This window comes from Gordonia rubripertincta (assembly GCF_038024875.1).
GTDB lineage: Bacteria > Actinomycetota > Actinomycetes > Mycobacteriales > Mycobacteriaceae > Gordonia > Gordonia rubripertincta.
This window is the reverse complement of record NZ_CP136136.1, coordinates 5,150,538-5,174,650: the sequence shown is the minus strand read 5'-3', so window position 1 is coordinate 5,174,650 and position 24,113 is coordinate 5,150,538. Positions and strand designations below refer to the sequence as shown.

The 24,113-nt window shown below is 64.2% G+C and carries 16 protein-coding genes, 1 tRNA gene, 3 rRNA genes and 1 pseudogene; 15 read left to right on the top strand and 6 right to left on the bottom strand.

The window, feature by feature from the left end; all coding sequences use genetic code 11:
- A partial coding sequence (locus tag RVF83_RS23670; RefSeq protein ID WP_341261977.1) for a YlbL family protein occupies window positions 1-708 on the top strand: 708 nt, incomplete at its 5' end.
- Between the two features lie 23 nt (window positions 709-731).
- Here the strand turns inward: RVF83_RS23670 and RVF83_RS23665 are convergent.
- Window positions 732-1,289, bottom strand: a complete 558-nt coding sequence (locus tag RVF83_RS23665) for a PPA1309 family protein (protein ID WP_005199603.1) — start codon at window positions 1,287-1,289, stop codon at window positions 732-734.
- Between the two features lie 210 nt (window positions 1,290-1,499).
- Here RVF83_RS23665 and RVF83_RS23660 point away from each other — a divergent pair, with 210 nt between their 5' ends.
- Window positions 1,500-4,457, top strand: a complete 2,958-nt coding sequence (locus RVF83_RS23660) for a UPF0182 family protein (RefSeq protein ID WP_210735923.1) — start codon at window positions 1,500-1,502, stop codon at window positions 4,455-4,457.
- Between the two features lie 72 nt (window positions 4,458-4,529).
- Here the strand turns inward: RVF83_RS23660 and RVF83_RS23655 are convergent, their stop codons facing one another.
- Complete coding sequence (locus tag RVF83_RS23655; protein ID WP_005199605.1) at window positions 4,530-4,829, bottom strand: hypothetical protein; 300 nt, start codon at window positions 4,827-4,829, stop codon at window positions 4,530-4,532.
- 227 nt (window positions 4,830-5,056) lie between these two features.
- On the opposite strand from RVF83_RS23655, the gene RVF83_RS23650 reads away from it, so the two are divergent.
- The 4 genes from RVF83_RS23650 to rrf all read left to right on the top strand — a co-directional run bounded on the left by RVF83_RS23650 (window position 5,057) and on the right by rrf (window position 11,342).
- Window positions 5,057-5,133 (top strand) — tRNA-Met (locus RVF83_RS23650).
- A gap of 860 nt (window positions 5,134-5,993) precedes the next feature.
- Window positions 5,994-7,514, top strand: a 16S ribosomal RNA gene (locus RVF83_RS23645).
- Window positions 7,515-7,979: 465 nt separating this feature from the next.
- Window positions 7,980-11,111: ribosomal RNA gene (locus RVF83_RS23640) — 23S ribosomal RNA — on the top strand.
- A 114-nt stretch (window positions 11,112-11,225) separates the two neighbouring features.
- Window positions 11,226-11,342: ribosomal RNA gene (rrf, locus tag RVF83_RS23635) — 5S ribosomal RNA — on the top strand.
- Together the 16S, 23S and 5S rRNA genes form the textbook arrangement of a ribosomal RNA operon.
- A 117-nt stretch (window positions 11,343-11,459) precedes the next feature.
- On the opposite strand, the gene RVF83_RS23630 is transcribed toward rrf, so the two are convergent.
- On the bottom strand, window positions 11,460-13,298 hold the full coding sequence (locus tag RVF83_RS23630) for a flavin-containing monooxygenase (protein ID WP_005198422.1): 1,839 nt from the start codon (window positions 13,296-13,298) through the stop codon (window positions 11,460-11,462).
- A 163-nt stretch (window positions 13,299-13,461) separates the two neighbouring features.
- Between RVF83_RS23630 and RVF83_RS23625 the strand changes: the two genes are divergently transcribed.
- From RVF83_RS23625 to RVF83_RS23600, 6 genes and pseudogenes are all read left to right on the top strand, one after another.
- Window positions 13,462-14,697, top strand: a complete 1,236-nt coding sequence (locus RVF83_RS23625; protein WP_039880405.1) for a helix-turn-helix domain-containing protein — start codon at window positions 13,462-13,464, stop codon at window positions 14,695-14,697.
- An 88-nt stretch (window positions 14,698-14,785) separates the two neighbouring features.
- Window positions 14,786-15,166, top strand: a pseudogene (locus RVF83_RS23620) (pyridoxamine 5'-phosphate oxidase family protein); the annotation flags it as partial.
- 406 nt (window positions 15,167-15,572) lie between these two features.
- A complete protein-coding gene (locus RVF83_RS23615; RefSeq protein WP_005198425.1) occupies window positions 15,573-17,453 on the top strand; it encodes a propionyl-CoA synthetase in 1,881 nt (626 codons plus the stop codon).
- Between the two features lie 14 nt (window positions 17,454-17,467).
- Window positions 17,468-17,950 (top strand): DUF6790 family protein, encoded by a 483-nt coding sequence (locus RVF83_RS23610; RefSeq protein WP_005198426.1) that lies wholly within the window; start codon window positions 17,468-17,470, stop codon window positions 17,948-17,950.
- 15 nt (window positions 17,951-17,965) lie between these two features.
- Window positions 17,966-18,430, top strand: coding sequence for a fluoride efflux transporter CrcB (gene crcB, locus RVF83_RS23605; protein WP_005198427.1), 465 nt, complete (start codon window positions 17,966-17,968; stop codon window positions 18,428-18,430).
- Complete coding sequence (locus tag RVF83_RS23600; RefSeq protein ID WP_005198428.1) at window positions 18,415-18,795, top strand: fluoride efflux transporter FluC; 381 nt, start codon at window positions 18,415-18,417, stop codon at window positions 18,793-18,795. Before crcB ends, RVF83_RS23600 begins: the two co-directional genes overlap by 16 nt.
- A 76-nt stretch (window positions 18,796-18,871) precedes the next feature.
- On the opposite strand, the gene RVF83_RS23595 is transcribed toward RVF83_RS23600, so the two are convergent.
- Together RVF83_RS23595 and RVF83_RS23590 are read right to left on the bottom strand one after the other, a co-directional pair.
- Window positions 18,872-20,110, bottom strand: coding sequence for an acyl-CoA dehydrogenase family protein (locus tag RVF83_RS23595; protein WP_005198429.1), 1,239 nt, complete (start codon window positions 20,108-20,110; stop codon window positions 18,872-18,874).
- Between the two features lie 26 nt (window positions 20,111-20,136).
- A complete protein-coding gene (locus tag RVF83_RS23590; RefSeq protein ID WP_039880450.1) occupies window positions 20,137-21,504 on the bottom strand; it encodes an acyl-CoA dehydrogenase family protein in 1,368 nt (455 codons plus the stop codon).
- A 161-nt stretch (window positions 21,505-21,665) separates the two neighbouring features.
- Here RVF83_RS23590 and RVF83_RS23585 point away from each other — a divergent pair, with 161 nt between their 5' ends.
- Window positions 21,666-22,124, top strand: coding sequence for a DUF2752 domain-containing protein (locus tag RVF83_RS23585; protein ID WP_005198431.1), 459 nt, complete (start codon window positions 21,666-21,668; stop codon window positions 22,122-22,124).
- Between the two features lie 18 nt (window positions 22,125-22,142).
- The gene (locus tag RVF83_RS23580) at window positions 22,143-22,802 is read left to right on the top strand and encodes an MBL fold metallo-hydrolase (RefSeq protein ID WP_005198432.1); all 660 of its coding nucleotides are present in this window, start codon (window positions 22,143-22,145) and stop codon (window positions 22,800-22,802) included.
- On the opposite strand, the gene hisN is transcribed toward RVF83_RS23580, so the two are convergent.
- On the bottom strand, window positions 22,799-23,620 hold the full coding sequence (hisN, locus tag RVF83_RS23575) for a histidinol-phosphatase (RefSeq protein ID WP_051989289.1): 822 nt from the start codon (window positions 23,618-23,620) through the stop codon (window positions 22,799-22,801). The genes RVF83_RS23580 and hisN overlap by 4 nt on opposite strands.
- A gap of 19 nt (window positions 23,621-23,639) precedes the next feature.
- On the opposite strand from hisN, the gene RVF83_RS23570 reads away from it, so the two are divergent.
- Window positions 23,640-24,041 carry a hypothetical protein gene (locus RVF83_RS23570; RefSeq protein WP_005198434.1) on the top strand — a complete coding sequence of 134 codons (402 nt, stop codon included), beginning with the start codon at window positions 23,640-23,642 and terminating at the stop codon, window positions 24,039-24,041.
- Window positions 24,042-24,113 lie beyond the last annotated feature (72 nt).

Sequence of the window (24,113 nt, the reverse complement as noted above, 5' to 3'; positions counted from 1 at the left end):
GTTCAGGAGGAGAACGCCCAGCAGATGACCGGTTCGGAGGAGAACGCCACCGTCGCGGCGCTGCGTTTCCTCGACCGTCCCACGGTCCTGCGGATTGCCGGCGTCGGCGCCGAGGGCCCGGCGGCCGGTGTCCTCCAGGCCGGTGACGTGGTCAACCGGGCCGGGGGAGTCGAGGTCGAGACGAGCAAGGAACTGCGCGACGTCGTGTCGAAGAACCCGCCGGGCACGGTGCTGCCGATGGAGATCGTGCGGCAGGGCACCCCACAGACCGTGACCGTCACGCTCGCCCCGCATCCCGACGACGCGAAGTCCGGATTCCTCGGTGTCGCGGCCGAGGTCGCCAACGCCGACCCGTCGCTGAAGGTTGCCTACACCGTCGGTGACATCGGCGGGCCGTCGGCCGGCATGATGCTGGCGCTGTCGGTCATCGACCAGTTGAGCCCGGGCGAGCTCACCCACGGCAAGTTCATCGCGGGAACCGGCACCATCACCGCCGACGGGGACGTCGGGCCGATCGGGGGCATCACCCACAAGACCCGGGCGGCGCACGACGCCGGTGCCACGGTGTTCCTGGTCCCGGCCCGCAACTGTGCGGAGGCCGTGTCCGACCGTCCCGACGGCCTCGAGCTGGTGAAGGTCGAGACGCTCGACGGCGCGGTCGACGCGCTCGACGCCATCGGCGAAGGACGCCCGGCCCCGACCTGTTGACCGGTGGTTCTCGTGCCTGCGGTTCAGGCCCCGGGTTCGTCGGGTGTGAAGGTGCCGGCGAGCGCCACACGCAGCTCGGTCCCGAGCTGCGGGTGCGTGAGGGTCTCGATCTCCTCGCCCGACTGATGACGTAACCGCATGATGGCGAGGTCCTGGCCGCCCCGCAGCACACCCGCCACCAGACGCGCCGGCTTCGACGCGCCATCGGAATTGCTTGCGGCCGAATCGGTTCCGTCCGCGACGTAACGCGGTGTGCCGTCGCCGCCGGGAGCGGGGGGAGCGACCACGATCTCGATGGCCACTGCGGCGCCGACGACGGCGTCGGGCCAGATCGCCGACGCCAGAAAGGCGTCGAGGTCGGGGCACTCCTGCTCGATCGGGGTCAGGGGCGAGTCGGCGTCGTCGCCGAGTACGTCCGGTGCCTGCTCCGCCAGGACCTCGGTCGGAACGAGGGCGAACACCGCCGGCGTCTGGCCCCAGCCCGCGGCGTCTACGTGGTCGAGGATCTCGCTCAACGCGCTCCCGAGCTCATCGGTGGAGAAGCCGCGGGGCGTCGTCGGGGGTGTCGTGGAGTCGGGCACACGCCCATCTTGCCCCGACGAGGCCGTCGTCGACGATCCCGGGGGAACCCGGACCGATCCCGGATCGTTGTCCCGACGCCCGAGTGCGATCAGCACCCGGGTGGTGCCAGTACAGTGGGCACCACGCCCGGGCTTGCTCGTCACGCAGGGCGTTGTCCGGATTGAGAGCTTTGGAGAGTGGGTCTGGTGGGCGTCCGAGGGCCGGCGGGAATGCCGACACTGTCACGCAGGAGCAAGATCGTCATCGGACTCGGTGTCGCCGTGCTGGTGCTCTTGCTCATCGGACCACGACTGGTCGGTCTTGCCACCGACTGGCTGTGGTTCCGCGACGTCGGGTACTCGAGCGTGTTCAGCACGGTCGTCTGGACCCGCGTCATCCTCTTCCTGGCCACGACGCTGGTGGTCGGCCTGATCGTCTTCGGCGCGGTCGCCCTCGCGTACCGGTCCCGGCCGGTCTTCGTGCCGACTGCGGGACCCAACGACCCGCTCGCGCGCTACCGGACCGCCATCATGACCAAGGTCCGCTGGTTCGCGGTGCTGCCGGCACTGATCATCGGCGCACTCGCCGGTCTCGTCGCACAGGGTTCCTGGGCCACGGTCCAGATGTTCCTGCACGGGACCTCGTTCGGTCAGAAGGACCCGCAGTTCAATCTCGACATCGGCTTCTACGCCTTCGACCTGCCGTTCTACCGGTTCGTGCTGAACCTGTTGTTCGTCGTGGTCGTCGTGGCCTTCCTGGCCAACCTGGTCACCCACTACATCTTCGGCGGCATCCGACTCGGCCAGGGCGGGGGATCGGTCACCATGGCCGCCCGCATCCAGCTCGCGGTCCTGGCCGGAACCTTCCTGTTGCTCAAGGCCGCGGCGTACTGGCTCGACCGGTACAACCTGCTGTCGAGTTCGCGGAAGTCCGAGATCTTCCCGGGTGCCAGCTACACCGACATCAACGCGGTCCTGCCGTCCAAACTCATCCTGATGGCGATCGCGATCATCTGTGCCGTCGCCTTCTTCGCCGCGGTCGTGCTGCGCGACCTGCGCATCCCAGCACTCGCGACGGTGCTGATGCTGTTCTCGGCACTGCTGATCGGCGTGGGCTGGCCTCTCACCATGGAGCAGTTCTCGGTGAAGCCGAACGCTGCGCAGAAGGAGGCCGAGTACATCCAGCGGGCCATCAACTCCACGCGGGAGGCCTACGGCATCGGGCCGGACAAGGTGATCACGCAGAAGGACTGGACGGCCCAGCCGGCGACCCCTGCTCTCGTCAACAGCGACCTCCCGACGCTGTCGAACGTGCGCATCCTCGACCCGAACGTGGTCTCGCCGACGTTCATCCAGCAGCAGCAGCGCCAGAACTTCTACGGCTTCCCGACCCAGCTCGCGGTCGACCGCTACAAGATCGACGGCGAACTCCGCGACTTCGTCGTCGCGGTGCGTGAGCTCGACCCGAGCCGCTACCTCGAGAACCAGCAGAACTGGTTGAACAAGCACCTCGTCTACACGCATGGCAACGGCTTCGTCGCCGCGCCGGCGAACCGGGTCAACGAGTCGGTCGACGAGAACGACATCGACGGTGGCGGTGACCCGTTCTACTACGTCAGCGACACCACGAACTACCAGACCGAGCAGTACAAGCGGGATGCCCCGATCAAGGTGACGCAGCCGCGCATCTACTTCGGTGAGCTGCTCGCCAAGATCGATCCCGACTACGCGATCGTCGGTTCCGAGGGCGGCGAGCCCCGCGAGCACGACATGGGCGACGCCAAGTACACCTACCAGGGCCCGGCGGGCGTCCCGCTGAGCAACTGGTTCAGCCGCCTGCTCTATGCGGGCAAGTACGCGGAGCGCAACTTCCTGCTGTCGGGGGAGATCACCTCGGCGTCGAAGATCATCTACAACCGCGATCCGCGGGACCGCGTCAAGCAGGTCGCGCCGTGGCTGACCGTCGACTCCAAGACCTATCCCGCGGTCATGGAGGACGGCTCGATCAAGTGGATCGTCGACGGGTACACCACCCTCGACAACTTCCCGTACTCGCAGCCGATGTCGCTGCAGAGCGCGACCGCCGACGCCCAGGACCTCAACCCCGGGCAGACCGGACGCACGCAGGTCAACAAGACCGTGTCGTACGTTCGCAACTCGGTGAAGGCCACGGTCGACGCCTACACCGGTGAGGTCCAGCTGTACGAGGTCGACACCGAGGACCCTGTCCTCAAGACCTGGATGAAGGTGTTCCCGGATTCCGTCGCCTCGCGTGCCGAGTTCGACAAGCAGACCTCGCTGCGCGAGCACGTCCGATACCCGGAAGATCTGTTCAAGATCCAGCGGGCGCTCCTGACGCGCTACCACGTCGACACCCCGGGGACGTTCTTCCAGGCGAACGATTTCTGGTCGGTGCCCTCCGATCCGACGAGCCCCGACGCAGAACAGCGCGGACTCGATCAGCCGCCGTACTACTTCGTGGCCTCGGATCCGGAGAGCAAGCAGGCATCGTTCCAGCTCACCTCTGTGCTCACCCGACTCAACCGGCCGATCCTCGGTGCCTACATCACCGTCTCGTCGGACCCGTCGAACTACGGGCAGATCACCGTCAAGGAGCTCCCGAGCAACAGCCAGCGGTCGGGACCGAAGCAGGCCTTCAACCCGATGAAGACCGATGGTCGAGTCGCCGAATCGCTGAAGGCTCTCGAGAACACGGCCAAGGTGACGTTCGGTAACCTGCTGACGCTGCCGGTCGGCGACAACGGAATCCTCTACGTGGTTCCGATGTACGCACAGGCCCAGGGCGAAGAAGCCTTCCCGCGGCTCTTCCGGGTGATCACCCGCTACGAGCCGAAGGAGCGTGAGGCCCGGATCGGTTACGCGCCGACGACAGCCGAGGCGCTGCGCCAGGTCGGGATCACGCCGGCCGCCGGTGTGGTTCCCGGCGAGCAGCAGTCCGAGAACGAGCCGGACCAGTCCGAGCAGCAGGGTGGCACGACGAACCCGCAGCTGCCGACGCCGCCGCAGGGCGGAACACCCGAACGCGACGCCGCGGTGAAGGCGATCGGGGATGCCCTCGGCGCGCTGCGCGATGCGCAGACCAAGGGCGACTTCGCCGGTTACGGTCAGGCCCTCGATCAGCTGAACAAGGCTGTCGCACAGTACGAATCACTGCCCGAGCAGAACTAGGCCGGACAGAGCCTGGTCGATGCGCCCTGGGATCAGGGTGCATCGACCGGCGTCAACGAGAAACCGAGCGCTTCAGTGGGCGGTACGCCCGGCTCCGCGATACTTGCGGATGTAGCGCTCGGTTTCTGCATCTGTGTTGTCCGGCAGGACCGGGCTGTGGTGATACCGGTGGCCGATCGTGTAGAAGATCGAGATCGCGCAAGTGAACGCGGCGAGCATGACCAGCGCGAAGAGAACTGCAAGGCCCGTGTTGCCGGCAGCCATGTGGACCAGCCACAGTGCGGCCGACAAGAAACCGCCGAGTGTGAGTAGGAAACCGACGAAACTGAGCGGGTGGTTGCCGTGGCTCTCATGGTGGAAGTGGGTGGACATGGTTCCCTCCTCGGTGGTGGGTCGGCCCGGTTCGGGTAGCGCCGAGTCTACGCCCGAGAGTGACCCAGCTCACAACGATCGCCGCCGGCCGATGGCGAGTGATGCGTCGTCGTGACTCGCGCGTACCGCGTCGGTGGCCGCCATCACAGGTATCTGTGCTGGTCACGGGCGGTTGTGGAGTCGATTTGCATCGCTGACAATCGCGTGTGTAACGTTGTGTTCACCAACGCGGGGTGGAGCAGCTCGGTAGCTCGCTGGGCTCATAACCCAGAGGTCGCAGGTTCAAATCCTGTCCCCGCTACCAACACAGAACCCCCGCCCGGGATGCCCGGGCGGGGGTTCTTGCTTTTGGCGGAGTGGATCGTGTTTCACCGGCCACGAGCAGACTTGAGCGCCCGGGGGAGTGGCTGTACTGAGAACCGCCGTGAGAACCGTTGCCCAGCAACTCGGTCCTGGAATCCAATCCACCCTGCACAGATGTCGGTGCCATGTTGCGTCGTCGGCCGGCCCCTGGGGGCGGACATTGGGAGCGGTATTCCGTAGCGAGGCACTCGAAGACGGACCGCTGTTCCCTCGGTGTGTGCGCCGACCTCGATGTTGATCCCCGGGCGTACCCTCTGACCAGGCGATTTGACGCTGACGACCCACGTGCGTAACTTATGTCGAGTCAGCGCGCCACGGCGCCGCCCCGGCCGGCCTGAGAGGGTCTGGTGATGGGGAGTGGAGATCGGGTTTGTTGCTGACCGCCCCTGAATTTGTGGTTCGAGTCCTTGTGTCTTGGATGCGGTTTGGGGTGGCTGGGTCTCTGTTGTGGGTCGCGAACTTCGGGTTTGCGGGTCGTGGTGGGGGTCTGGTAGGCTGGAAGAGTTGCCCCGGAGACGGGTGTGACGCGGATAGTCTGAACCTGGTCTGCTGGTGAGAGCCCTTGTGGGGGTGTGTAGCTGGTGGGTGTGTGTTCTTTGAGAACTCGATAGTGTGATGATGAATTGTCTGATGCCATTTTTTGGCATCGAGCATCTTTATTGATGTGGATGTTTGTTTTTTGTGTGGCGCTCGGCCCCGTCTGGGGTGTCACATTTGCTAGTTTTGGATTGGTCAGGTTTGCTTTCCTGATTGTGTTGAAACGCTGGCGCTTGTGGGTGCTGGTTTTTGTTTCACTATTTTTTCATGGAGAGTTTGATCCTGGCTCAGGACGAACGCTGGCGGCGTGCTTAACACATGCAAGTCGAACGGAAAGGCCCAGCTTGCTGGGTACTCGAGTGGCGAACGGGTGAGTAACACGTGGGTGATCTGCCCTGGACTCTGGGATAAGCCTGGGAAACTGGGTCTAATACCGGATATGACCTTACATCGCATGGTGTTTGGTGGAAAGCTTTTGCGGTTCAGGATGGGCCCGCGGCCTATCAGCTTGTTGGTGGGGTAATGGCCTACCAAGGCGACGACGGGTAGCCGACCTGAGAGGGTGATCGGCCACACTGGGACTGAGACACGGCCCAGACTCCTACGGGAGGCAGCAGTGGGGAATATTGCACAATGGGCGCAAGCCTGATGCAGCGACGCCGCGTGAGGGATGACGGCCTTCGGGTTGTAAACCTCTTTCACCAGGGACGAAGCGCGAGTGACGGTACCTGGAGAAGAAGCACCGGCCAACTACGTGCCAGCAGCCGCGGTAATACGTAGGGTGCGAGCGTTGTCCGGAATTACTGGGCGTAAAGAGCTCGTAGGCGGTTTGTCGCGTCGTCTGTGAAATTCTGCAACTCAATTGTAGGCGTGCAGGCGATACGGGCAGACTTGAGTACTACAGGGGAGACTGGAATTCCTGGTGTAGCGGTGAAATGCGCAGATATCAGGAGGAACACCGGTGGCGAAGGCGGGTCTCTGGGTAGTAACTGACGCTGAGGAGCGAAAGCGTGGGTAGCGAACAGGATTAGATACCCTGGTAGTCCACGCCGTAAACGGTGGGTACTAGGTGTGGGGCTCATTTCACGAGTTCCGTGCCGTAGCTAACGCATTAAGTACCCCGCCTGGGGAGTACGGCCGCAAGGCTAAAACTCAAAGGAATTGACGGGGGCCCGCACAAGCGGCGGAGCATGTGGATTAATTCGATGCAACGCGAAGAACCTTACCTGGGTTTGACATACACCAGACGCATGTAGAGATACATGTTCCCTTGTGGTTGGTGTACAGGTGGTGCATGGCTGTCGTCAGCTCGTGTCGTGAGATGTTGGGTTAAGTCCCGCAACGAGCGCAACCCTTGTCCTGTATTGCCAGCGGGTTATGCCGGGGACTTGCAGGAGACTGCCGGGGTCAACTCGGAGGAAGGTGGGGATGACGTCAAGTCATCATGCCCCTTATGTCCAGGGCTTCACACATGCTACAATGGCTGGTACAGAGGGCTGCGATACCGTGAGGTGGAGCGAATCCCTTAAAGCCAGTCTCAGTTCGGATTGGGGTCTGCAACTCGACCCCATGAAGTCGGAGTCGCTAGTAATCGCAGATCAGCAACGCTGCGGTGAATACGTTCCCGGGCCTTGTACACACCGCCCGTCACGTCATGAAAGTCGGTAACACCCGAAGCCGGTGGCCTAACCCTTGTGGAGGGAGCTGTCGAAGGTGGGATCGGCGATTGGGACGAAGTCGTAACAAGGTAGCCGTACCGGAAGGTGCGGCTGGATCACCTCCTTTCTAAGGAGCACACAACATCACCCATTTCTGCCGGCGTATGTCCGTGCGGTGGGTGTGTGTTCGAGGGTGAAACATCAGACAAACCCACATGATCGCGATGTCAGATGATGTCGCGGTCGGGTTACCGTTTGGCTGTGAGGCCGGCGGGTTCACGTCACACTATCGGGGTTCTGAGAGAACACGCGGCATGCCTTCGGGTGTGTGTGTTTGCTCTGACCTAGCTGTGTGGTTGGCGGTGTTGTTGAGGTGTCCTGTGATGGGGTGCGGAGATGCCAACGATCTCATGGTGTGTGTTGTTTGAGAAGTGCATAGTGGATGCGAGCATCTTTATTTCAAATCAACGTTTACGTTGGTCTGTGATTTAGCAGAAAATGTTTTTGTGATGTCTACATTCGATCCTTGCCGGCTGGTTGGGTCATCTTTGGATGGGCTGGTTGGTGGTGTGGGGGTGGTTTGTAGGTGTTGTTGTAAGTGTGTAAGGGCGTTCGGTGGATGCCTTGGTACCAGGAGCCGATGAAGGACGTGGTAGGCCGCGATAGTCCTCGGGGAGTTGTCAAACGAGCTGTGATCCGAGGGTGTCCGAATGGGGAAACCCAGCACGAGTGATGTCGTGTTACCCACCTCTGAATGTATAGGGGGTGTGGAGGGAACGTGGGGAAGTGAAACATCTCAGTACCCATAGGAAGAGAAAACAAAAGTGATTCCGTGAGTAGTGGCGAGCGAAAGCGGATGAGGCTAAACCATGCGCATGTGATACCGGGTAGGGGTTGTGTGTGTGGTGTTGTGGGGTTCATCTTCTTCCATCTACCTGTGGAAGCGTGAGTGAGAAAATCGTGTGTTAGGTGAAGTGGCCTGGAATGGTCTGCCGTAGACGGTGAGAGTCCGGTAGCTGAAAACACATGGTCTTGCGTGATGGGTGCCCAAGTAGCAGCGGGCTCGTGGAATCTGCTGTGAATCTGCCGGGACCACCCGGTAAGCCTGAATACTTCCTGGTGACCGATAGCGGACAAGTACCGTGAGGGAAAGGTGAAAAGTACCCCGGGAGGGGAGTGAAATAGTACCTGAAACCGGACGCTTACAATCCGTCAGAGCCTGTGAGTCCTTGTGGCTGTGGGTGATGGCGTGCCTTTTGAAGAATGAGCCTGCGAGTTAGTGCTCGGTGGCGAGGTTAACCCGTGTGGGGTAGCCGTAGCGAAAGCGAGTCTGAATAGGGCGAAAGAGTCGCCGGGTCTAGACCCGAAGCGGAGTGATCTACCCATGGCCAGGGTGAAGCGACGGTAAGACGTCGTGGAGGCCCGAACCCACTTCAGTTGAAAATGGAGGGGATGAGCTGTGGGTAGGGGTGAAAGGCCAATCAAACTCCGTGATAGCTGGTTCTCCCCGAAATGCATTTAGGTGCAGCGTCACATGTTTCTTACCGGAGGTAGAGCTACTGGATGGCCGATGGGCCCCACAGGGTTACTGACGTCAGCCAAACTCCGAATGCCGGTAAGTGAGAGTGTGGCAGTGAGACTGCGGGCGATAAGGTTCGTAGTCGAGAGGGAAACAGCCCAGATCGCCGGCTAAGGCCCCTAAGCGTGTACTAAGTGGAAAAGGATGTGGGGTCGCGAAGACAACCAGGAGGTTGGCTTAGAAGCAGCCACCCTTGAAAGAGTGCGTAATAGCTCACTGGTCAAGTGATCCTGCGCCGACAATGTAGCGGGGCTCAAGTACACCGCCGAAGCCGCGGCACTCACACAAGAGCCCGCCTTTCCCTCATGGGGGATTGGCTAGGTGTGTGGGTGGGTAGGGGAGCGTCCTGCATCCGTGGAAGCCACAGAGTGATCTAGTGGTGGAGGGTGTGGGAGTGAGAATGCAGGCATGAGTAGCGAAAGAAGAGTGAGAAACTCTTCCGCCGAATGACCAAGGGTTCCTGGGCCAGGCTAATCCGCCCAGGGTGAGTCGGGACCTAAGGCGAGGCCGACAGGCGTAGTCGATGGACAACGGGTTGATATTCCCGTACCCGTGTATCCGCGCCCATGCTGAATCAGTTGTACTAACCATCCAGATCCCCCAGGAGCACCTTCGGGTGCCGGGTGGGGTGATGCATGGGACCTTGGCTGGTAGTAGGCAAGCGATGGGGTGACGCAGGAAGGTAGTGGGGCCAGTCAGTGGTTGTACTGGTGTAAGCCTGTAGGGCGTGTTCTAGGCAAATCCGGAACACATGCAGCCTGAGAGGTGATGCGTAGCCGTTGCGGTGAATTCCATGATCCTATGCTGCCGAGAAAAGCCTCTAGTGAGTTGGTACACGGCCCGTACCCCAAACCAACACAGGTGGTCAGGTAGAGAATACTAAGGCGATCGAGAGAACTGTGGTTAAGGAACTCGGCAAAATGCCCCCGTAACTTCGGGAGAAGGGGGACCCATCCTGGTGACGGGATTTACTCCTTGAGCTGGTGTGGGTCGCAGAGACCAGAGAGAAGCGACTGTTTACTAAAAACACAGGTCCGTGCGAAGTCGTAAGACGATGTATACGGACTGACGCCTGCCCGGTGCTGGAAGGTTAAGAGGACCGGTTAATCACTTCGGTGGTGAAGCTGAGAATTTAAGCCCCAGTAAACGGCGGTGGTAACTATAACCATCCTAAGGTAGCGAAATTCCTTGTCGGGTAAGTTCCGACCTGCACGAATGGCGTAACGACTTCTCTGCTGTCTCAACCACAGACTCGGCGAAATTGCAGTACGAGTAAAGATGCTCGTTACGCGCGGCAGGACGAAAAGACCCCGGGACCTTCACTATAGCTTGGTATTGGTGTTCGGTTCGGTTTGTGTAGGATAGGTGGGAGACTGTGAAGTGGGCACGCCAGTGTTCATGGAGTCGTTGTTGAAATACCACTCTGATCGTATTGGACTTCTAACCTCGGACCCTGATCGGGTTCAGGGACAGTGCCTGGTGGGTAGTTTAACTGGGGCGGTTGCCTCCCAAAAAGTAACGGAGGCGCCCAAAGGTTCCCTCAGCCTGGTTGGCAATCAGGTGTTGAGTGTAAGTGCACAAGGGAGCTTGACTGTGAGACGTACATGTCGAGCAGGGACGAAAGTCGGGACTAGTGATCCGGCACCGGCAAGTGGAAGCGGTGTCGCTCAACGGATAAAAGGTACCCCGGGGATAACAGGCTGATCTTCCCCAAGAGTCCATATCGACGGGATGGTTTGGCACCTCGATGTCGGCTCGTCGCATCCTGGGGCTGGAGTAGGTCCCAAGGGTTGGGCTGTTCGCCCATTAAAGCGGCACGCGAGCTGGGTTTAGAACGTCGTGAGACAGTTCGGTCTCTATCCGCCGCGCGCGTAAGAAACTTGAGGAAACCTGTCCCTAGTACGAGAGGACCGGGACGGACGAACCTCTGGTGTGCCAGTTGTCCCGCCAGGGGCACCGCTGGTTAGCTACGTTCGGAAGGGATAACCGCTGAAAGCATCTAAGCGGGAAGCCTGTTCCAAGATGAGGTTTCTCACCCCCTTGCGGGGTTAAGGCCCCCTACAGACCATGGGGTTGATAGGCCAGAACTGTACGCACAGCAATGTGTTCAGGTGACTGGTACTAATCGGCCGAGGACTTACCAACAACACCCACAACATCACCAAAACAACTCTTTTTGGTGTGTTCGCATCCACTATGCATCTTCTGAGACAACACACAAACAAACAAATGACCGGTTTGTTGGTTGTTTCATAGAGTTACGGCGGCCATAGCGGAGGGGAAACGCCCGGCCCCATTCCGAACCCGGAAGCTAAGCCCTCCAGCGCCAATGGTACTGCACCTTAATCAGTGTGGGAGAGTAGGACACCGCCGAACACAACATCCCATTGTGGCCCTACACGAGTAATCGTGTAGGGCCACAATGCATTTCCACCCACACATGAGAATGCCCCACGACCATCCGGTCGCGGGGCATTCGTCGTCTCCCTGGACTCAGCTGAGGTGATGGACCTCGGCCAGTCCGTAGACCGGGGTGTCGAGCCCTTCGTACCGGGCCTTCAGCTGGAGAGCCAGGTAGAGCGAGTAGTGGCGGGACTGATGAAGGTTGCCGCCGTGGAACCAGAGGCCCGGTTGCTGTGTCGGCTTCCACATGTTGCGCTGTTCGCCCTCCCACGGGCCCGGGTCCTTCGTGGTGTCCGATCCCAGTCCCCAGACCTTGCCGACGCGATCCGCGACATCCTGACCCATCAGGTCGGCAGCCCAGCCGTTCATCGATCCGAATCCTGTTGCGTAGACCACGACATCGGCCTCGAGCTCGGTGCCGTCGGCCAGGACCACCGAGTTCTCGGTCAGGTGGTCGAGCTGCCCCTGGACCAGCTTGATGGTTCCGTTGGCGATGAGCTCGCTGGCACCGACGTCGATGTAGTAGCCCGAGCCGCGTCGTAGGTACTTCATGAACAGACCCGAGTCGTCGTCGCCGAAGTCGAGCTTGAAGCCGGCGGCCTCCAGGCGGTCGTAGAACTCCTTGTCCTGCTCGCGGATCTGGTTGTACACGGGCACCTGGAACTCGTGCATGATCCGGTAGGGCAACGACGCGAAGGTGAGATCGGCCTTCTTGGTCGTCATCCCGGAGGCGACGGCCTCCTCGCTGTAGAGCCCACCGAGGGCAATCGACCGCAGTGAATCGGACTTGACGATATGGGTCGATGAGCGCTGGACCATCGTGGCGTCGACGCCGTTGTCGACGAGCGCCTTGCAGATGTCGTGAGCAGAGTTGTTCGACCCGATCACGACGACCTTCTTGCCGGCGTACGCGTCTGGACCCGGATGCTGGCTGGAGTGATGCTGCTCGCCGGCGAAGATGTCCTGACCCGGAACCGCGGGGATCGAGGGCTTACCGGACATGCCCGTCGCGAGCACGAGCTGCGTCGGGTGAAGCGTCAGCCGTTCGCCGTCACGGTCGAGTTCGACGGTCCACCGTTCCTGCTCCTCGTCGTAGTTCGCCGAGAGACAGGTGGTCTTGCTCCAGTAGGGGACCTCCATGACCTTGGTGTAGAACTCGAGCCAGTCGCCGATCTTGTCCTTGGGAGCGAAAACCGGCCAGTTCTCCGGGAAGGGCAGGTACGGAAGGTGGTCGTACCAGACCGGGTCGTGCAGGCACAGCGACTTGTAGCGCTTACGCCACTGGTCGCCGGGCCGCTCGTGACGGTCGACGACGATCGACGGCACCCCGAGCTGCCGAAGCCGTGCTCCCAGCGCGATGCCACCCTGTCCGCCGCCGATGACGAGGACGTAGGGCTGGGCGGTCCGTCCTAGCTCGCGCTCCTCGTCGGCCTTCTTCTCCGCCCACGACCGGGTGTCGGGATCGGAGCCGTGTACGGCACCGAGCACGCGGCTGGGGCCGCGGTTCTCTTCGTAACCCTTGAGCTCCTGCATGGTGGTGAGGAGCGTCCACGCGCGGTCGACTCCGTCGGCGTCCGGGCGGATGCGAACATGTCCCTCACAGCGTCCGACGGCGGTCTCGAAGGAGAGGAAGGCCGATGCCACGCCGTCACCGTCGTCGGTGGCGGTCTCGGTCGTCGCGAAGCCTGCGGGGCGGGTGTCGGCGAGCCGTGCGGTCAGCATGTCGCTGATCTGCTCGTGTCCCTCGACCGTCTTGATGTTCCAGGTGAAGGCCGTGAGATCGCGCCAGTAGCTGTCGGTGAGGAACGCACTTGTCGCGCGTCCGACATCCAGTGCGGCCAGCGCAGCTTCGAACTCCTCCAGCCACGCGTCGACGCGCTGCTGTGGGGTGCGGCCGGTGCTGACCACCGGCTCCATCGTCTGGGTCATCATGTCTCCTCAAGCAGTTCGGGGTGGCCGTCGATAGTGACGCGGACCACAGTCTTGCTGACGACAGCAGACGCCTCTGATACCCATCGCGGCAAGGGTTGCAGCCCGTTGCGACCTGACCCTTCGTTGCATCGGGTCTGTGACGTGACGCACAATCATCGTGATGACGACTTCCGACCACGTGTCCGATCTGGAGCCTGCTGTCCAGGCCGGCGACGATCCACGCGAGTTCGCTCATGTCCTGAGTGCAGTACATGACGCGGCGATGTCGGGTGGGCGGATGCCGGCACGTCCGCGCGCCGTCATCGACGACTCCTGGCAGCGGCTCCGCCGGGCTGGACTCTCCCCGGACGCCGACACGGCGGTCGATCGGAGCCTGGACTTCGAGGAGCTCGAAGAGCGACGGCGCCAGTCGGGACTGGTAGAGGTCGTCGACGATCTCGCCCGCAATCTGGACTCCCTCATCGCCGACGGAGACAACATCCTGGTCATCGCCGATGCGCGAGGTCATGTGCTGTGGCGTAGCGGGTCGTCGAAGGTGCTCAACCGTGCTGATCAGCTTGGGTTCATCGAGGGCGCCGACTGGGCCGAGGGATCGGTGGGTACCAACGCGATCGGCACCGCCCTGATGTCAGGCAAGTCCATCCAGGTGTTCTCTGCCGAGCACTTCGTGCGGAGCCATCACTCGTGGACGTGCACCGGCGCACCGATCAAGGACCCACGGACCGGGGACGTGCTGGGCGTCGTCGACGTCAGCGGTCCGGCCGCGACGATCCACCCGACCACGCTGGCGCTCGTCCATGCCGTGGCCCGATTGGCGGAGTCGCAGCTTCGGGAACAGCATCACCGACGGCTCGACTGCCTCCGTGCAGTCGCCGCACCGATTCTCGCCCGCTCGCCGGGGCCGGCGCTGGCCGTCGACGTGGACGGCTGGGTGGCGGCCGTCGACGCGGTGTCCCCGCGATCGCGGCTGCTGTTGCCGCGCGGTGTCGGACCTGGCCGATCCTTCTTCGGTGCACTCGGCGAATGCGACGTCGAAGCGCTACCGGGCGGCTGGCTCGTGCGCGTCGCCGACGCCGCGGATGCGTCGACGACGCGGGTCTCCATGCGCACGGTCGTGACCGCAGCCGGGGGAGAGTCCGTCGAGGTCTCCGTCGAGGGAACCAGCGGCGGCTGGACCCACCGGTGTTCGCCCCGCCACGGCGACATCCTCACCTACCTCGCGCGACACCGCAGTGGGGTCACCGCCGCGCAGATGTCGACGCACCTCTTCGGTGTCGACGACCGGACGGTGACCGTCCGTGCCGAGATGTCGAGGCTGCGCAAGCGCTTCGGCGGACTGCTGATGGCGGGACCATACCGCTTCGCCGACGGCGTCGAGGTCAGTCTGGCCGACTGAGAACCCGCCCCCGGAGAACGCCCTGTAATCGACCCTCTGGAGCGGCGCCGCGGACATTCCTTCTGCGCCACACGACGCAGCCGACGCGGAGCTACCGGGTAACAATCGGGTCGACGGATACCTCAACATCCTCCGTAATCCCCACGCGGGCACGGTCTTCCTGATCCCCGGACGCGGGGACACCCTGCGGATCAACGGCCCGGCACGCATCGTCGACGACGGGAACTACTTCGACGACCTGGTGGTCAAGGGCAAACGCCCGATCCTCTCGGTGGAGATCGACGTCGAGGAGGTGTTCTTCCACTGCGCCAAGGCATTCATGCGATCGGACCTGTGGAAACCGGACACCTGGACGCCCGACGTGCTGCCGTCGACCGCAGCGATCACGAAACTCGTGCTGCCCGAGGTCGACGAGGCCGCGCTGGAGAAACGGTACTCGGAGAAGAACTACCGCAAGATCCTCTACTGATCCGAGCCACCGCGGCGAACGTCAGGGGTTCTCGTCCCCGTGAGTGGTGTCCCAGGGCAGTGTGCCCTCGAATGGTGCTGAGGGGGACGGGTTTCGACCGGATTCGAACGCATCGAGCGAACATGACGTCGGGTCGGGCAGCGCAAGGCGTCGTACTGGTCCACGATGGGCGCCGGTTGTGTACGCAGGGGCGATCATCGCACCGTGGGAATGGCCGTCCAGGTATGTCACCGACGATGCTCAGGAGCTGGACGAGTCCCATCGGCTACCGTTCGTCGCGCGCGGGCGACCGGTCGGCGCAGGTCACCGGATCTGATTTGGTGTCGGGCGTCACACCGATACGCTCTAGGGGCGGCGCGGCACGTGAGGGTGTCGCGCCCCTGAGTGCGCGGACGAAAGGATGGTCATGGGCCAGTACAGCGAAGCATTCACCCAGGCGGTCGACGATCGTGAAGGCTTCTGGCTCGAGGCCGCCAAGGCCGTCGACTGGACCACCGAGCCCAGCCGCGCCCTCGACGACTCGGCCGCCCCGTTCTACCGCTGGTTCCCCGGCGGCGAGCTGAACACCTCGTACAACGCCCTCGACCGTCACGTCGCGGCCGGACAGGGCGACCGCACCGCTCTCATCTGGGACTCGGCGATGGTCGGCGAGGTCCGCCGCTACACCTACGCCGAACTACTGGACGAGGTGTCCAGGTTCGCGGGCGTCCTCGCCGCCCGCGGCATCGCCGCCGGCGATCGCGTCGTCATCTACATGCCGATGATTCCGGAGGCCGCCATCGCGATGCTGGCCTGCGCGCGGATCGGTGCCGTGCACTCGGTGGTCTTCGGTGGCTTCGCCGCACCTGAGCTCGCCACCCGCATCGACGACGCCGAACCGGTCGCGATCGTCACCGCCTCCGGCGGTCTCGAGCCGGGCCGTGCGGTCGAGTACCTGCCGATGGTCGCCAAGGCGATCGACCTGTCGGCCGACGCGCCGCGGACCGTCATCGTCAAGGACCGTCCCGAGATTGCCGGCTCCGCCGCCGATCACGACGGCTGGCTGGACTGGGACACGGCGATGGCCGACGCGCAGGCCGCCGATCCGGTGCCGGTTGCCGCGACGGATCCGCTCTACATCCTCTACACGTCCGGCACCACCGGAAAGCCCAAGGGCGTGGTCCGCGACAACGGCGGCCATGCCGTCGCGCTGACCTGGTCGATGAAGAACATCTACGACATCTCCGCGGGCGACGTGTGGTGGACGGCCTCCGACGTCGGCTGGGTCGTCGGCCACTCCTACATCGTCTACGCGCCGCTGCTCGTCGGTGCGACGACCGTGATGTACGAGGGCAAGCCGGTCGGTACCCCGGACGCCGGCGCCTTCTGGCGGGTCATCGCCGACCACGGCGTCAAGGCGCTCTTCACCGCGCCGACCGCGATCCGCGCCGTCCGCAAGGCCGACCCGAACGCCGCTGAACTGGGGAAGTACGACGTGTCGACCCTGCAGACGCTGTTCGCGGCAGGAGAGCGGCTCGACCCCGACACCTTCACCTGGGCGTCGAGCACCCTCGGCGTCCCGGTCGTCGACCACTGGTGGCAGACCGAAACCGGATGGGCGATCGCGGCGAATCTCCGTGGCCTGGAACCGATGCCGATCAAGGCCGGTTCGCCCACCGTGCCGGTGCCGGGTTATGCCGTGAGCGTCGTCGACGCGGAGGGCAAGCCGGTGTCCGCAGGCGAAGAGGGCAGCATCGTCATCAAGCTGCCGCTCCCGCCGGGCACACTCGCGGGCCTGTGGCGCGACGAGGATCGCTACCGCAAGTCCTATCTGGCCGCCTTCGACGGCTACTACCTGACCGGCGACTCCGGTTACGTCGACGAAGACGGTTACGTGTTCGTCCTCGGCCGATCTGACGACGTGATCAACGTTGCCGGGCACCGACTTTCGACCGGAAGCATCGAAGCTGTCGTTGCCTCGCACCCGGCCGTCGCCGAATGCGCGGTCATCGGCATCCACGACGACCTCAAGGGGCAGCGTCCCAGCGGTTACGTGGTGCTCAAGTCCGGCGTCGACATCGAGGCCGACACGCTGCGCAGCGAGCTGGTGGCCAAGGTACGCAACGAGATCGGCGCGGTTGCCACCTTCCGCGATGTCACGGTGGTCCCGGCTCTGCCGAAGACGCGGTCGGGCAAGATCCTGCGCAAGACGATGCGCCAGATCGCCGATCACGAGGAGTACACGGTGCCGTCGACCATCGAGGACCCGGACGTGTTGACCGCGCTGGCCGAACAGTTGAAGGGGTGAGAAGGCCCGGCGCCGTGCCCGACCGCGTCCTCCGTACCGCGATAGCCGTCGTCCCGTTCGTCGGACTCGTCGGCACGATCGTCATGACCGTGATCGATGCGCTGTCACCGGGAGGCGACCTCGGCCGGGATCTGCTCGAGAACTCGGTGCTGTGGATGATCGGCGTGCAGGGTTGGATGACCGGCTGCGGGCACATGTTCTTCGGCGAGCCGATCGCGGACTCGATCGGCTGGCCGTCGAAGACGCCGTGGCAGTGGGAGGTCGGGCTCGCCAGCCTCGCCACCGGAGTCCTGGGTGTCATCGCGTCGGGGTTCGACGACGAGTTCACTCTGGCCACGATCATCGCGTTCTCCGTGTTCTACCTGGGCGCCGCGGTCGGGCACGTCCGAGAGATGGTGACCAGGCGGAACTTCAAGCCGGGCAACGCCGGACCGATCTTCTTCTTCGACGTCCTCGTGCCGGTCTACCTGATCGTGTTGTACACGGTCGTCACCTAGCGCAGACTGGGTCGCGTGCAGGTGGACGAGCACGACGAACTCCCCGTCGACCCCGACGAACGTCCGCTGCACCTTCGCGTGCACGCCCTGGCGTGGGTGTTCGCGGGAGGACTGATCGGTACCGGTGTGCGGTACTGGGCGGAGAAGACGTTTCCCTCCGCTGAGGGGCACTGGCCGTGGGCGACCTTCGCGGTCAACATCATCGGTGCGTTCATCCTCGGTGCGCTGCTCGAACTGCTTGCCCGGCTCGGGCATGACGAGGGATGGCGACAGCGGGTGAGGCTGTTCGGCGGCACCGGCATCTGCGGGGCGCTCACGACCTACAGCACCTTCGCACTGGAGATATCGGAGCTGACACGAGCCTCGGCGGTCGCGACCGCGCTCGCGTATGCGGCGGTGAGCGTCCTCCTCGGTCTGCTGGCGGCGGCCGGTGGCATCGCGCTCGCCTCGAGGTTCGCGACCCGATGGGCACGACGTTGATCGCGCTGGCCGTGATGGTGGCCGGAGCACTGGGTGCGGTGACGCGCTTCGTCGTCGACGGCGCGGTCAAGTGGAAGTGGCCGACCATCACGCCGTGGGGCACCTTCGTCATCAACGTCAGCGGTTCGGCACTGCTCGGCGTACTCGCCGGTCTCGTGCTCTTCCATGGTGCGCCGCACGAAATGCAGGCAATCATCGGGACCGGATTCTGCGGCGGCTACACCACTTTCAGCACTGCGAGCTTCGAGGTCGTCCGGCTGGCGGAGAACAAGCGGCGGCTGGTCGCCGGCGGGTACGCCGCCATAACGCTGCTCGCCTCGGTGGCGGCATGCGCAGCGGGATCGGCGCTGGTCTGGGCGGTCTGAGTCAGACGCGTCGCGACAGCAATCCGGCCCCGCACCTCGATGAGGTCGCGGGGCCGAATGCTGTTGCGTCAGGCGCTCACTTGAGCTCGGCGCTGCTCTTGTTGAGCACGCGGCGGGCGATGATGAGGTTCTGGATCTGCTGGGTGCCCTCGAAGATGTCCAGGATCTTCGAGTCGCGCGCCCACTTCTCTACCAGCAGGCGTTCGGAGTAGCCCAGCGTGCCGGTCAGCTCGACCACCTTGTTGGTGATGTCGGTGACAGTGCGTCCTGCCTTGGCCTTCGACATCGACGCCTCGGTCGAATTGGGCTGCTTGTTGTCAGCCATCCACGCAGCACGCATGGTGTGCAGGTAGGCGGCCTCGAAATCGGCCTCCATACGCAGGAACTCGGCGGCCGCGGCGTGCTGGTCGGCGGCCGGACGGTCGTAGTCGACCTCGATGCCGGCCTCGTCGAGGATGCGACGCAGCTCCTCGAGGGCTGCACGTGCGACACCCACGGCCATACCCGCGACGAGGGGGCGCGTGTTGTCGAAGGTCTGCATGACCCCGCCGAACCCCTTCTTGGTGTCGACCTCGGGGGAGCCGAGCAGGTTCTCCTTGGGGATGCGGCAGTTCTCGAAGCGGATGACCGCGGTGTCGGAGACGCGGATGCCCAGCTTGTGTTCCAGGCGAACGACTTCCACACCGGGATGCTCACGCGGGACCACGAAGCTCTTGATGGCCGCACGGCCGAGACTTTTGTCGACGGTCGCCCACACGACGATGTGGGTGGCGCGCGAGCCGGCGGTCACGAAGATCTTCTCGCCGTTGATCACGTACTCGTCCCCGTCGAGCGTCGCGGTGGTGCTCACCGCGGCCGAGTCGGAGCCGAAGCTGGGTTCGGTGATGGCCATCGCGGCCCACACCTTGCCGAACTGCTCGAGCTGCTCGTCGGTGGCGACCGCGGCGATCGCCGAGTTGCCCAGGCCCTGATAGGGAATGGACAGCATGAGGCCCACGTCGCCCCACGAGGTCTCCATGACGTTCACGACGGACTGCATGTTGCCGCCGTTGACGACCTGGTCCTCGGTCTTGGGCCCCGTCTTCTTCTGAGGGGTCTTCTTCTGCTGGCTGCGACCACCGTCGGCGCCCGCGCCGGCCTGACCGGTCTCCGAGAGACCGTCGTAGAGGCTCGCCAGGGTGTCGAGCTCGACCGGGTAATCGTGTTCGCGCAGATCGTACTTGCGCGAGATCGGCCGGAAGATCTCCGCCGCCGCCTGATGCGCCTGATCGATGGCGACGTGCAGCTTCTTCGGGAGTTCGAGATTGATGCTCATGTCAGTTTCCTTGGGTCACAGACGGTCTAGAGGACGACGATGCCTTCGCCGATACCTGCGCCACGCAGGTCGCGGTACCAGCGCTCGACCGGGTGCTCCTTGGTGAAGCCGTGACCGCCGAGGAGCTGGACGCCGTCGAGGCCGATCTGCAGCCCCTTGTCGATGGTGAGCTTGCGGGCGAGGGCGGCTTCGCGGGCGAAGCTCAGGCCCTGCTCGGCGCGGGCGGCGCCGCGCAGCGTGACCAGCCGGATCGAGTCGACCTCGGTGGCCATGTTCGCGACCATGAACGCGACTGCCTGGCGGTTGGAGATCGGCTCGCCGAAGGCCTCGCGCTCGTTGACGTAGGGGATGACGTAGTCGAGAACAGCGCGCGCGGTACCGGCGGCCAGGGCCGACCAACCCAGACGCGAGAGGCGCACGACGTCGCGGTACGCGGTGTTGGCGGCATCGCCCTCGCCGGCGATCAGCGCCGATTCCGGAACGGCGACATCCTGCAGGAGCAGGCGACCCATGCCGGCTGCGCGGACGCCCATGCCGGGATCGGCTTCGACGATGAGGCCCTTCGAGTCCGACTCGACGAGGAACAGGGCGGGCTTGCCGTCGAGCTGCGCGCCGACGATGAACAGTTCCGACGATCCGGCGGCCGGGACGAACGACTTCACGCCGTTGAGGCGGTAGCCGCTGGGTACGCGGGTTGCCTTGGTGCTCAACGAGAATGCGTCGAACAGTGGCCTCGGCTCGGCGATCACGACGGCCGACTGCGGCACGTTCTCGCCGGCGAAGTCGGGCAGGTAGGTGCGCTGTTGCTCATCGGTGCCGAAGTTGGTGAGGGTGGTGGCCACGCCGCTCGGTGCGAGCAGCGGGAGGGCCAGACCCATGTCGCCGTAGGCCATCGCCTCCGCGACCAGTGCGTTGGTGACCACGCCACGCTCGGTGGCCGCGCCGTCGAAGTCCTCGGGCACGTTGATCATCGTGATGCCCAGCTCGGCCGAGCGCTTGACGATGTCCTCGGGCGCGGTGGCCGCGGCGTCGGCGTCGTACGCGGCGGGGCGCAGGATCTCGGTGGCGAAGTCCTTCACCGTCTCCGCGATCATCTGCTGCTCGTCGTCGGGCGTGAGGTTGAAGTAGTCCTTGGGTGCGGTGGTCAGGCGCTTGGCGTCGTCCGAACCGCCCTGGACAGCCTTGAACGCGCGGTTCGCCGCACCGAGGGTCTGGAACCCGGTCTTGGTGGCCTGGTAGGCGACCCGGTTGATCGGCTCGCGGATCTTGTACTTGTCGGCGAACTCCGATCCCGTCACCGTCGACAGCACACGCATCGCGGTGCCGATGAAGTTGCGGGGATGCGGGTTTCGGCCGACTGCGGAGGTGTCGCGCGGTTCGGTGTGAGTTGTCATGATCACCAGCCGTTTCTTCAAGTAGCCCCGATCAGGGGCCTCTGCACGAGTTTTTGCGGACAGATCTTACTCGGTAGTAAGTCCAGACCTTACTCCGTAGTAAGAAGTTTGTCACCTACTTGTCCGACGCCGTCCTGGGGCCTGCGCGCTAGGCTGGCCGGGTGACCGTGGAAGACCGCTCCGACCTGCGCTTATCGTCGACCGGCGCACTGGGTGCGGCGGTCGTCGGACTGGCAGGGGCGGCGGCTGTCGGAGCCGCCTGCGCGTTCACGCCCGCCGGGATCGCCGACGGTCCGGGGATCTGCCCGTTCGCGATGATGACTGGCCTCCCGTGCCCGGGCTGTGGACTCACCCGCAGCTGGGTGGCGTTCATGCACGGCGACGTCGGGACGTCGTTCCGCTTCAATGTCTTCGGCCCGATCCTGCTCGTCCTGACAATCGTCACCGTCGTTCTCGCGGTCGTCACCCTGGTGCGGCGGAGGCGGTTCCCGCTCGAGGGTTGGCGCGACGTGGTGCTGGGTCGTGCCGGCGCCGTCCTTCTGGGGGCGTGGCTGATCTACGGACTGGCGCGCATCGTCGACGCCGCGGCGGGTTGGGGGATCTTCCCGATCGTGGTGTGAAGAAGGCAGAGTGGATGCATGCAGATCACCCACTTCGGCCATTCCTGTCTGCTCGTCGAGATCGACGGGACCAAGGTGCTCTTCGATCCGGGCAATTTCTCGCACGGCTTCGAGGGCATCAGCGGTCTCGATGCCATCCTCATCACCCATCAGCATCCCGACCATTGCGACGTCGCGAAGCTGCCCGACCTCGTCGCGGCCAACCCCGACGCCGTCCTCTACGCCGACCCGCAGACCACCGCACAGCTCAACGGCGACAACGTGGCCGGCGCGTGGACCGCGGCCCGCGGCGGTGACCAGATCGAGATCGGTTCGCTCACCGCACGTTTCACCGGCGGGCGGCACGCGGTCATCCATCCGGAGATCCCGGTGATCGACAACGTCGCCTACATCCTGGGAACCGCCGAGAAGCCGGGACAGTTCATGCACCCGGGCGACTCGTTCTACATCCCCTTCGAGCAGGTCGACGTCCTCGCACTCCCGTCGGCGGCGCCGTGGATGAAACTCAGCGAATCCGTCGACTACCTCCGCGCGATGGCGCCGCGGGTCGCGGTCCCGATCCACCAGGCGGTCTTGTCCGACGCGGGTTCGGCCGTCCACTACGCGCGGCTGTCGAACATGAAGGACGACGCGACCGAGTTCAAGGTGCTCGACGAGGAGACCGGTACGGAGCTCTAGGGCCGCAACGCGGCGAGCACCTCGTCGTGCAGGAGTCCATTGGTGGCGACGGCACTGCCGCCGGCCGGGCCGGGGGTTCCGTCGAGTGCGGTGAACCGGCCGCCGGCCTCGCGGACGAGGATGTCGAGGGGCGCGAGGTCCCAGAGGGAGACCTCGGGTTCGGCGGCGATGTCGACCGCGCCCTCGGCGACGAGGCAGTAATTGTAGAAGTCGCCGTAACCGCGGACGCGCCAGACCTGGTCGGTGAGGTCGACGAAGCGGTTGCGGATGCCCCGGTCGGCCCAGCCGAAGAGGCTCGAGAAGGCCAGGCTCGACGAGGACAGGTCGCCGACGCCCGACACGGCGAGCCCGCGGACGTCCTCACTGTCGAAACAGGTGTGGGCGCCGAGTCCGGTGGCCGCCCACCAGCGTCGGCGCAGGGCGGGCGCCGACACCACGCCGACCGTCGGGACACCGTCGACGAGCAGGGCGATCAGCGTCGCCCAGACCGGGACGCCGCGCACGAAGTTCTTGGTGCCGTCGATGGGGTCGATGACCCACTGACGACCGGACAGGGCGGCGTCCCCACCGAACTCCTCACCGAGAACCATGTCGGCGGGCCGGCGGGCGGCGAGCCGTTCGCGGATGAGCGTCTCGCAGGCGAGGTCGGCGTCGGAGACGGGCGTGAGGTCGGGTTTGTCGTCGACGCGGAGATCGACTGCCCCGAACCGGTCCATGGTCAGCGCATCGGCGGAATCGGCGAGTGACAGCGCGAGTTCGAGATCGTCGTCGTAGCTCTGTGAGGTGCTGGGGTTCTTCGGACCGGAGTCGGCGGACATGCCCGGTAGGGTAGCCCCCATGCTGCTCACCGTGACGTTCACCCTGTTGCTCGCCGCGCTGGTCGTGGTGCTGGTCATGCAGTGGCAGCGGGGACGCAATCCGCAGGCCATGTCCGCCGCAAAGGCCTCCCGGTATGTGCAGGGCACGCTGACGATCGTCGGGGTCTCCGACAACCAGTCCGACCCGCAGAGCGCCGCGGACAAGAACGGTCAGCGTTTCTACACCATCACCGGGACCATCGTCGGACCCCAGACCAACCCGACCGAGGTCTACGGAACCCTCGCTCTCGGAGCGGACGATCCGTGGCCGCAGGTGGGCGACGATCTGCCGGTGATCTACAAGCCGAACAAGGCGGTGACGTCCTGGCAGTTCGGCGTGCTGCCAGATTCGCAGCCACCCGCGGGACCCGGCGGAATCTGAACAGCGGGACCCGGCGGCATCTGACCTGCGGGGCCTGACGCTGTCTGACCCGGCCCGCGGTCGGTACTCTGG

Coding starts and splice junctions, on each gene's coding strand:
- RVF83_RS23590 (WP_039880450.1), bottom strand. CDS start 21,504: ATGACAACTCACACCGAACCGCGCGACACCTCCGCAGTCGGCCGAAAC.
- RVF83_RS23630 (WP_005198422.1), bottom strand. CDS start 13,298: ATGACCCAGACGATGGAGCCGGTGGTCAGCACCGGCCGCACCCCACAG.
- RVF83_RS23600 (WP_005198428.1), top strand. CDS start 18,415: ATGGGCACGACGTTGATCGCGCTGGCCGTGATGGTGGCCGGAGCACTG.
- RVF83_RS23570 (WP_005198434.1), top strand. CDS start 23,640: ATGCTGCTCACCGTGACGTTCACCCTGTTGCTCGCCGCGCTGGTCGTG.
- RVF83_RS23580 (WP_005198432.1), top strand. CDS start 22,143: ATGCAGATCACCCACTTCGGCCATTCCTGTCTGCTCGTCGAGATCGAC.
- RVF83_RS23615 (WP_005198425.1), top strand. CDS start 15,573: ATGGGCCAGTACAGCGAAGCATTCACCCAGGCGGTCGACGATCGTGAA.
- RVF83_RS23660 (WP_210735923.1), top strand. CDS start 1,500: ATGCCGACACTGTCACGCAGGAGCAAGATCGTCATCGGACTCGGTGTC.
- RVF83_RS23655 (WP_005199605.1), bottom strand. CDS start 4,829: ATGTCCACCCACTTCCACCATGAGAGCCACGGCAACCACCCGCTCAGT.
- RVF83_RS23625 (WP_039880405.1), top strand. CDS start 13,462: ATGACGACTTCCGACCACGTGTCCGATCTGGAGCCTGCTGTCCAGGCC.
- hisN (WP_051989289.1), bottom strand. CDS start 23,620: ATGTCCGCCGACTCCGGTCCGAAGAACCCCAGCACCTCACAGAGCTAC.
- RVF83_RS23595 (WP_005198429.1), bottom strand. CDS start 20,110: ATGAGCATCAATCTCGAACTCCCGAAGAAGCTGCACGTCGCCATCGAT.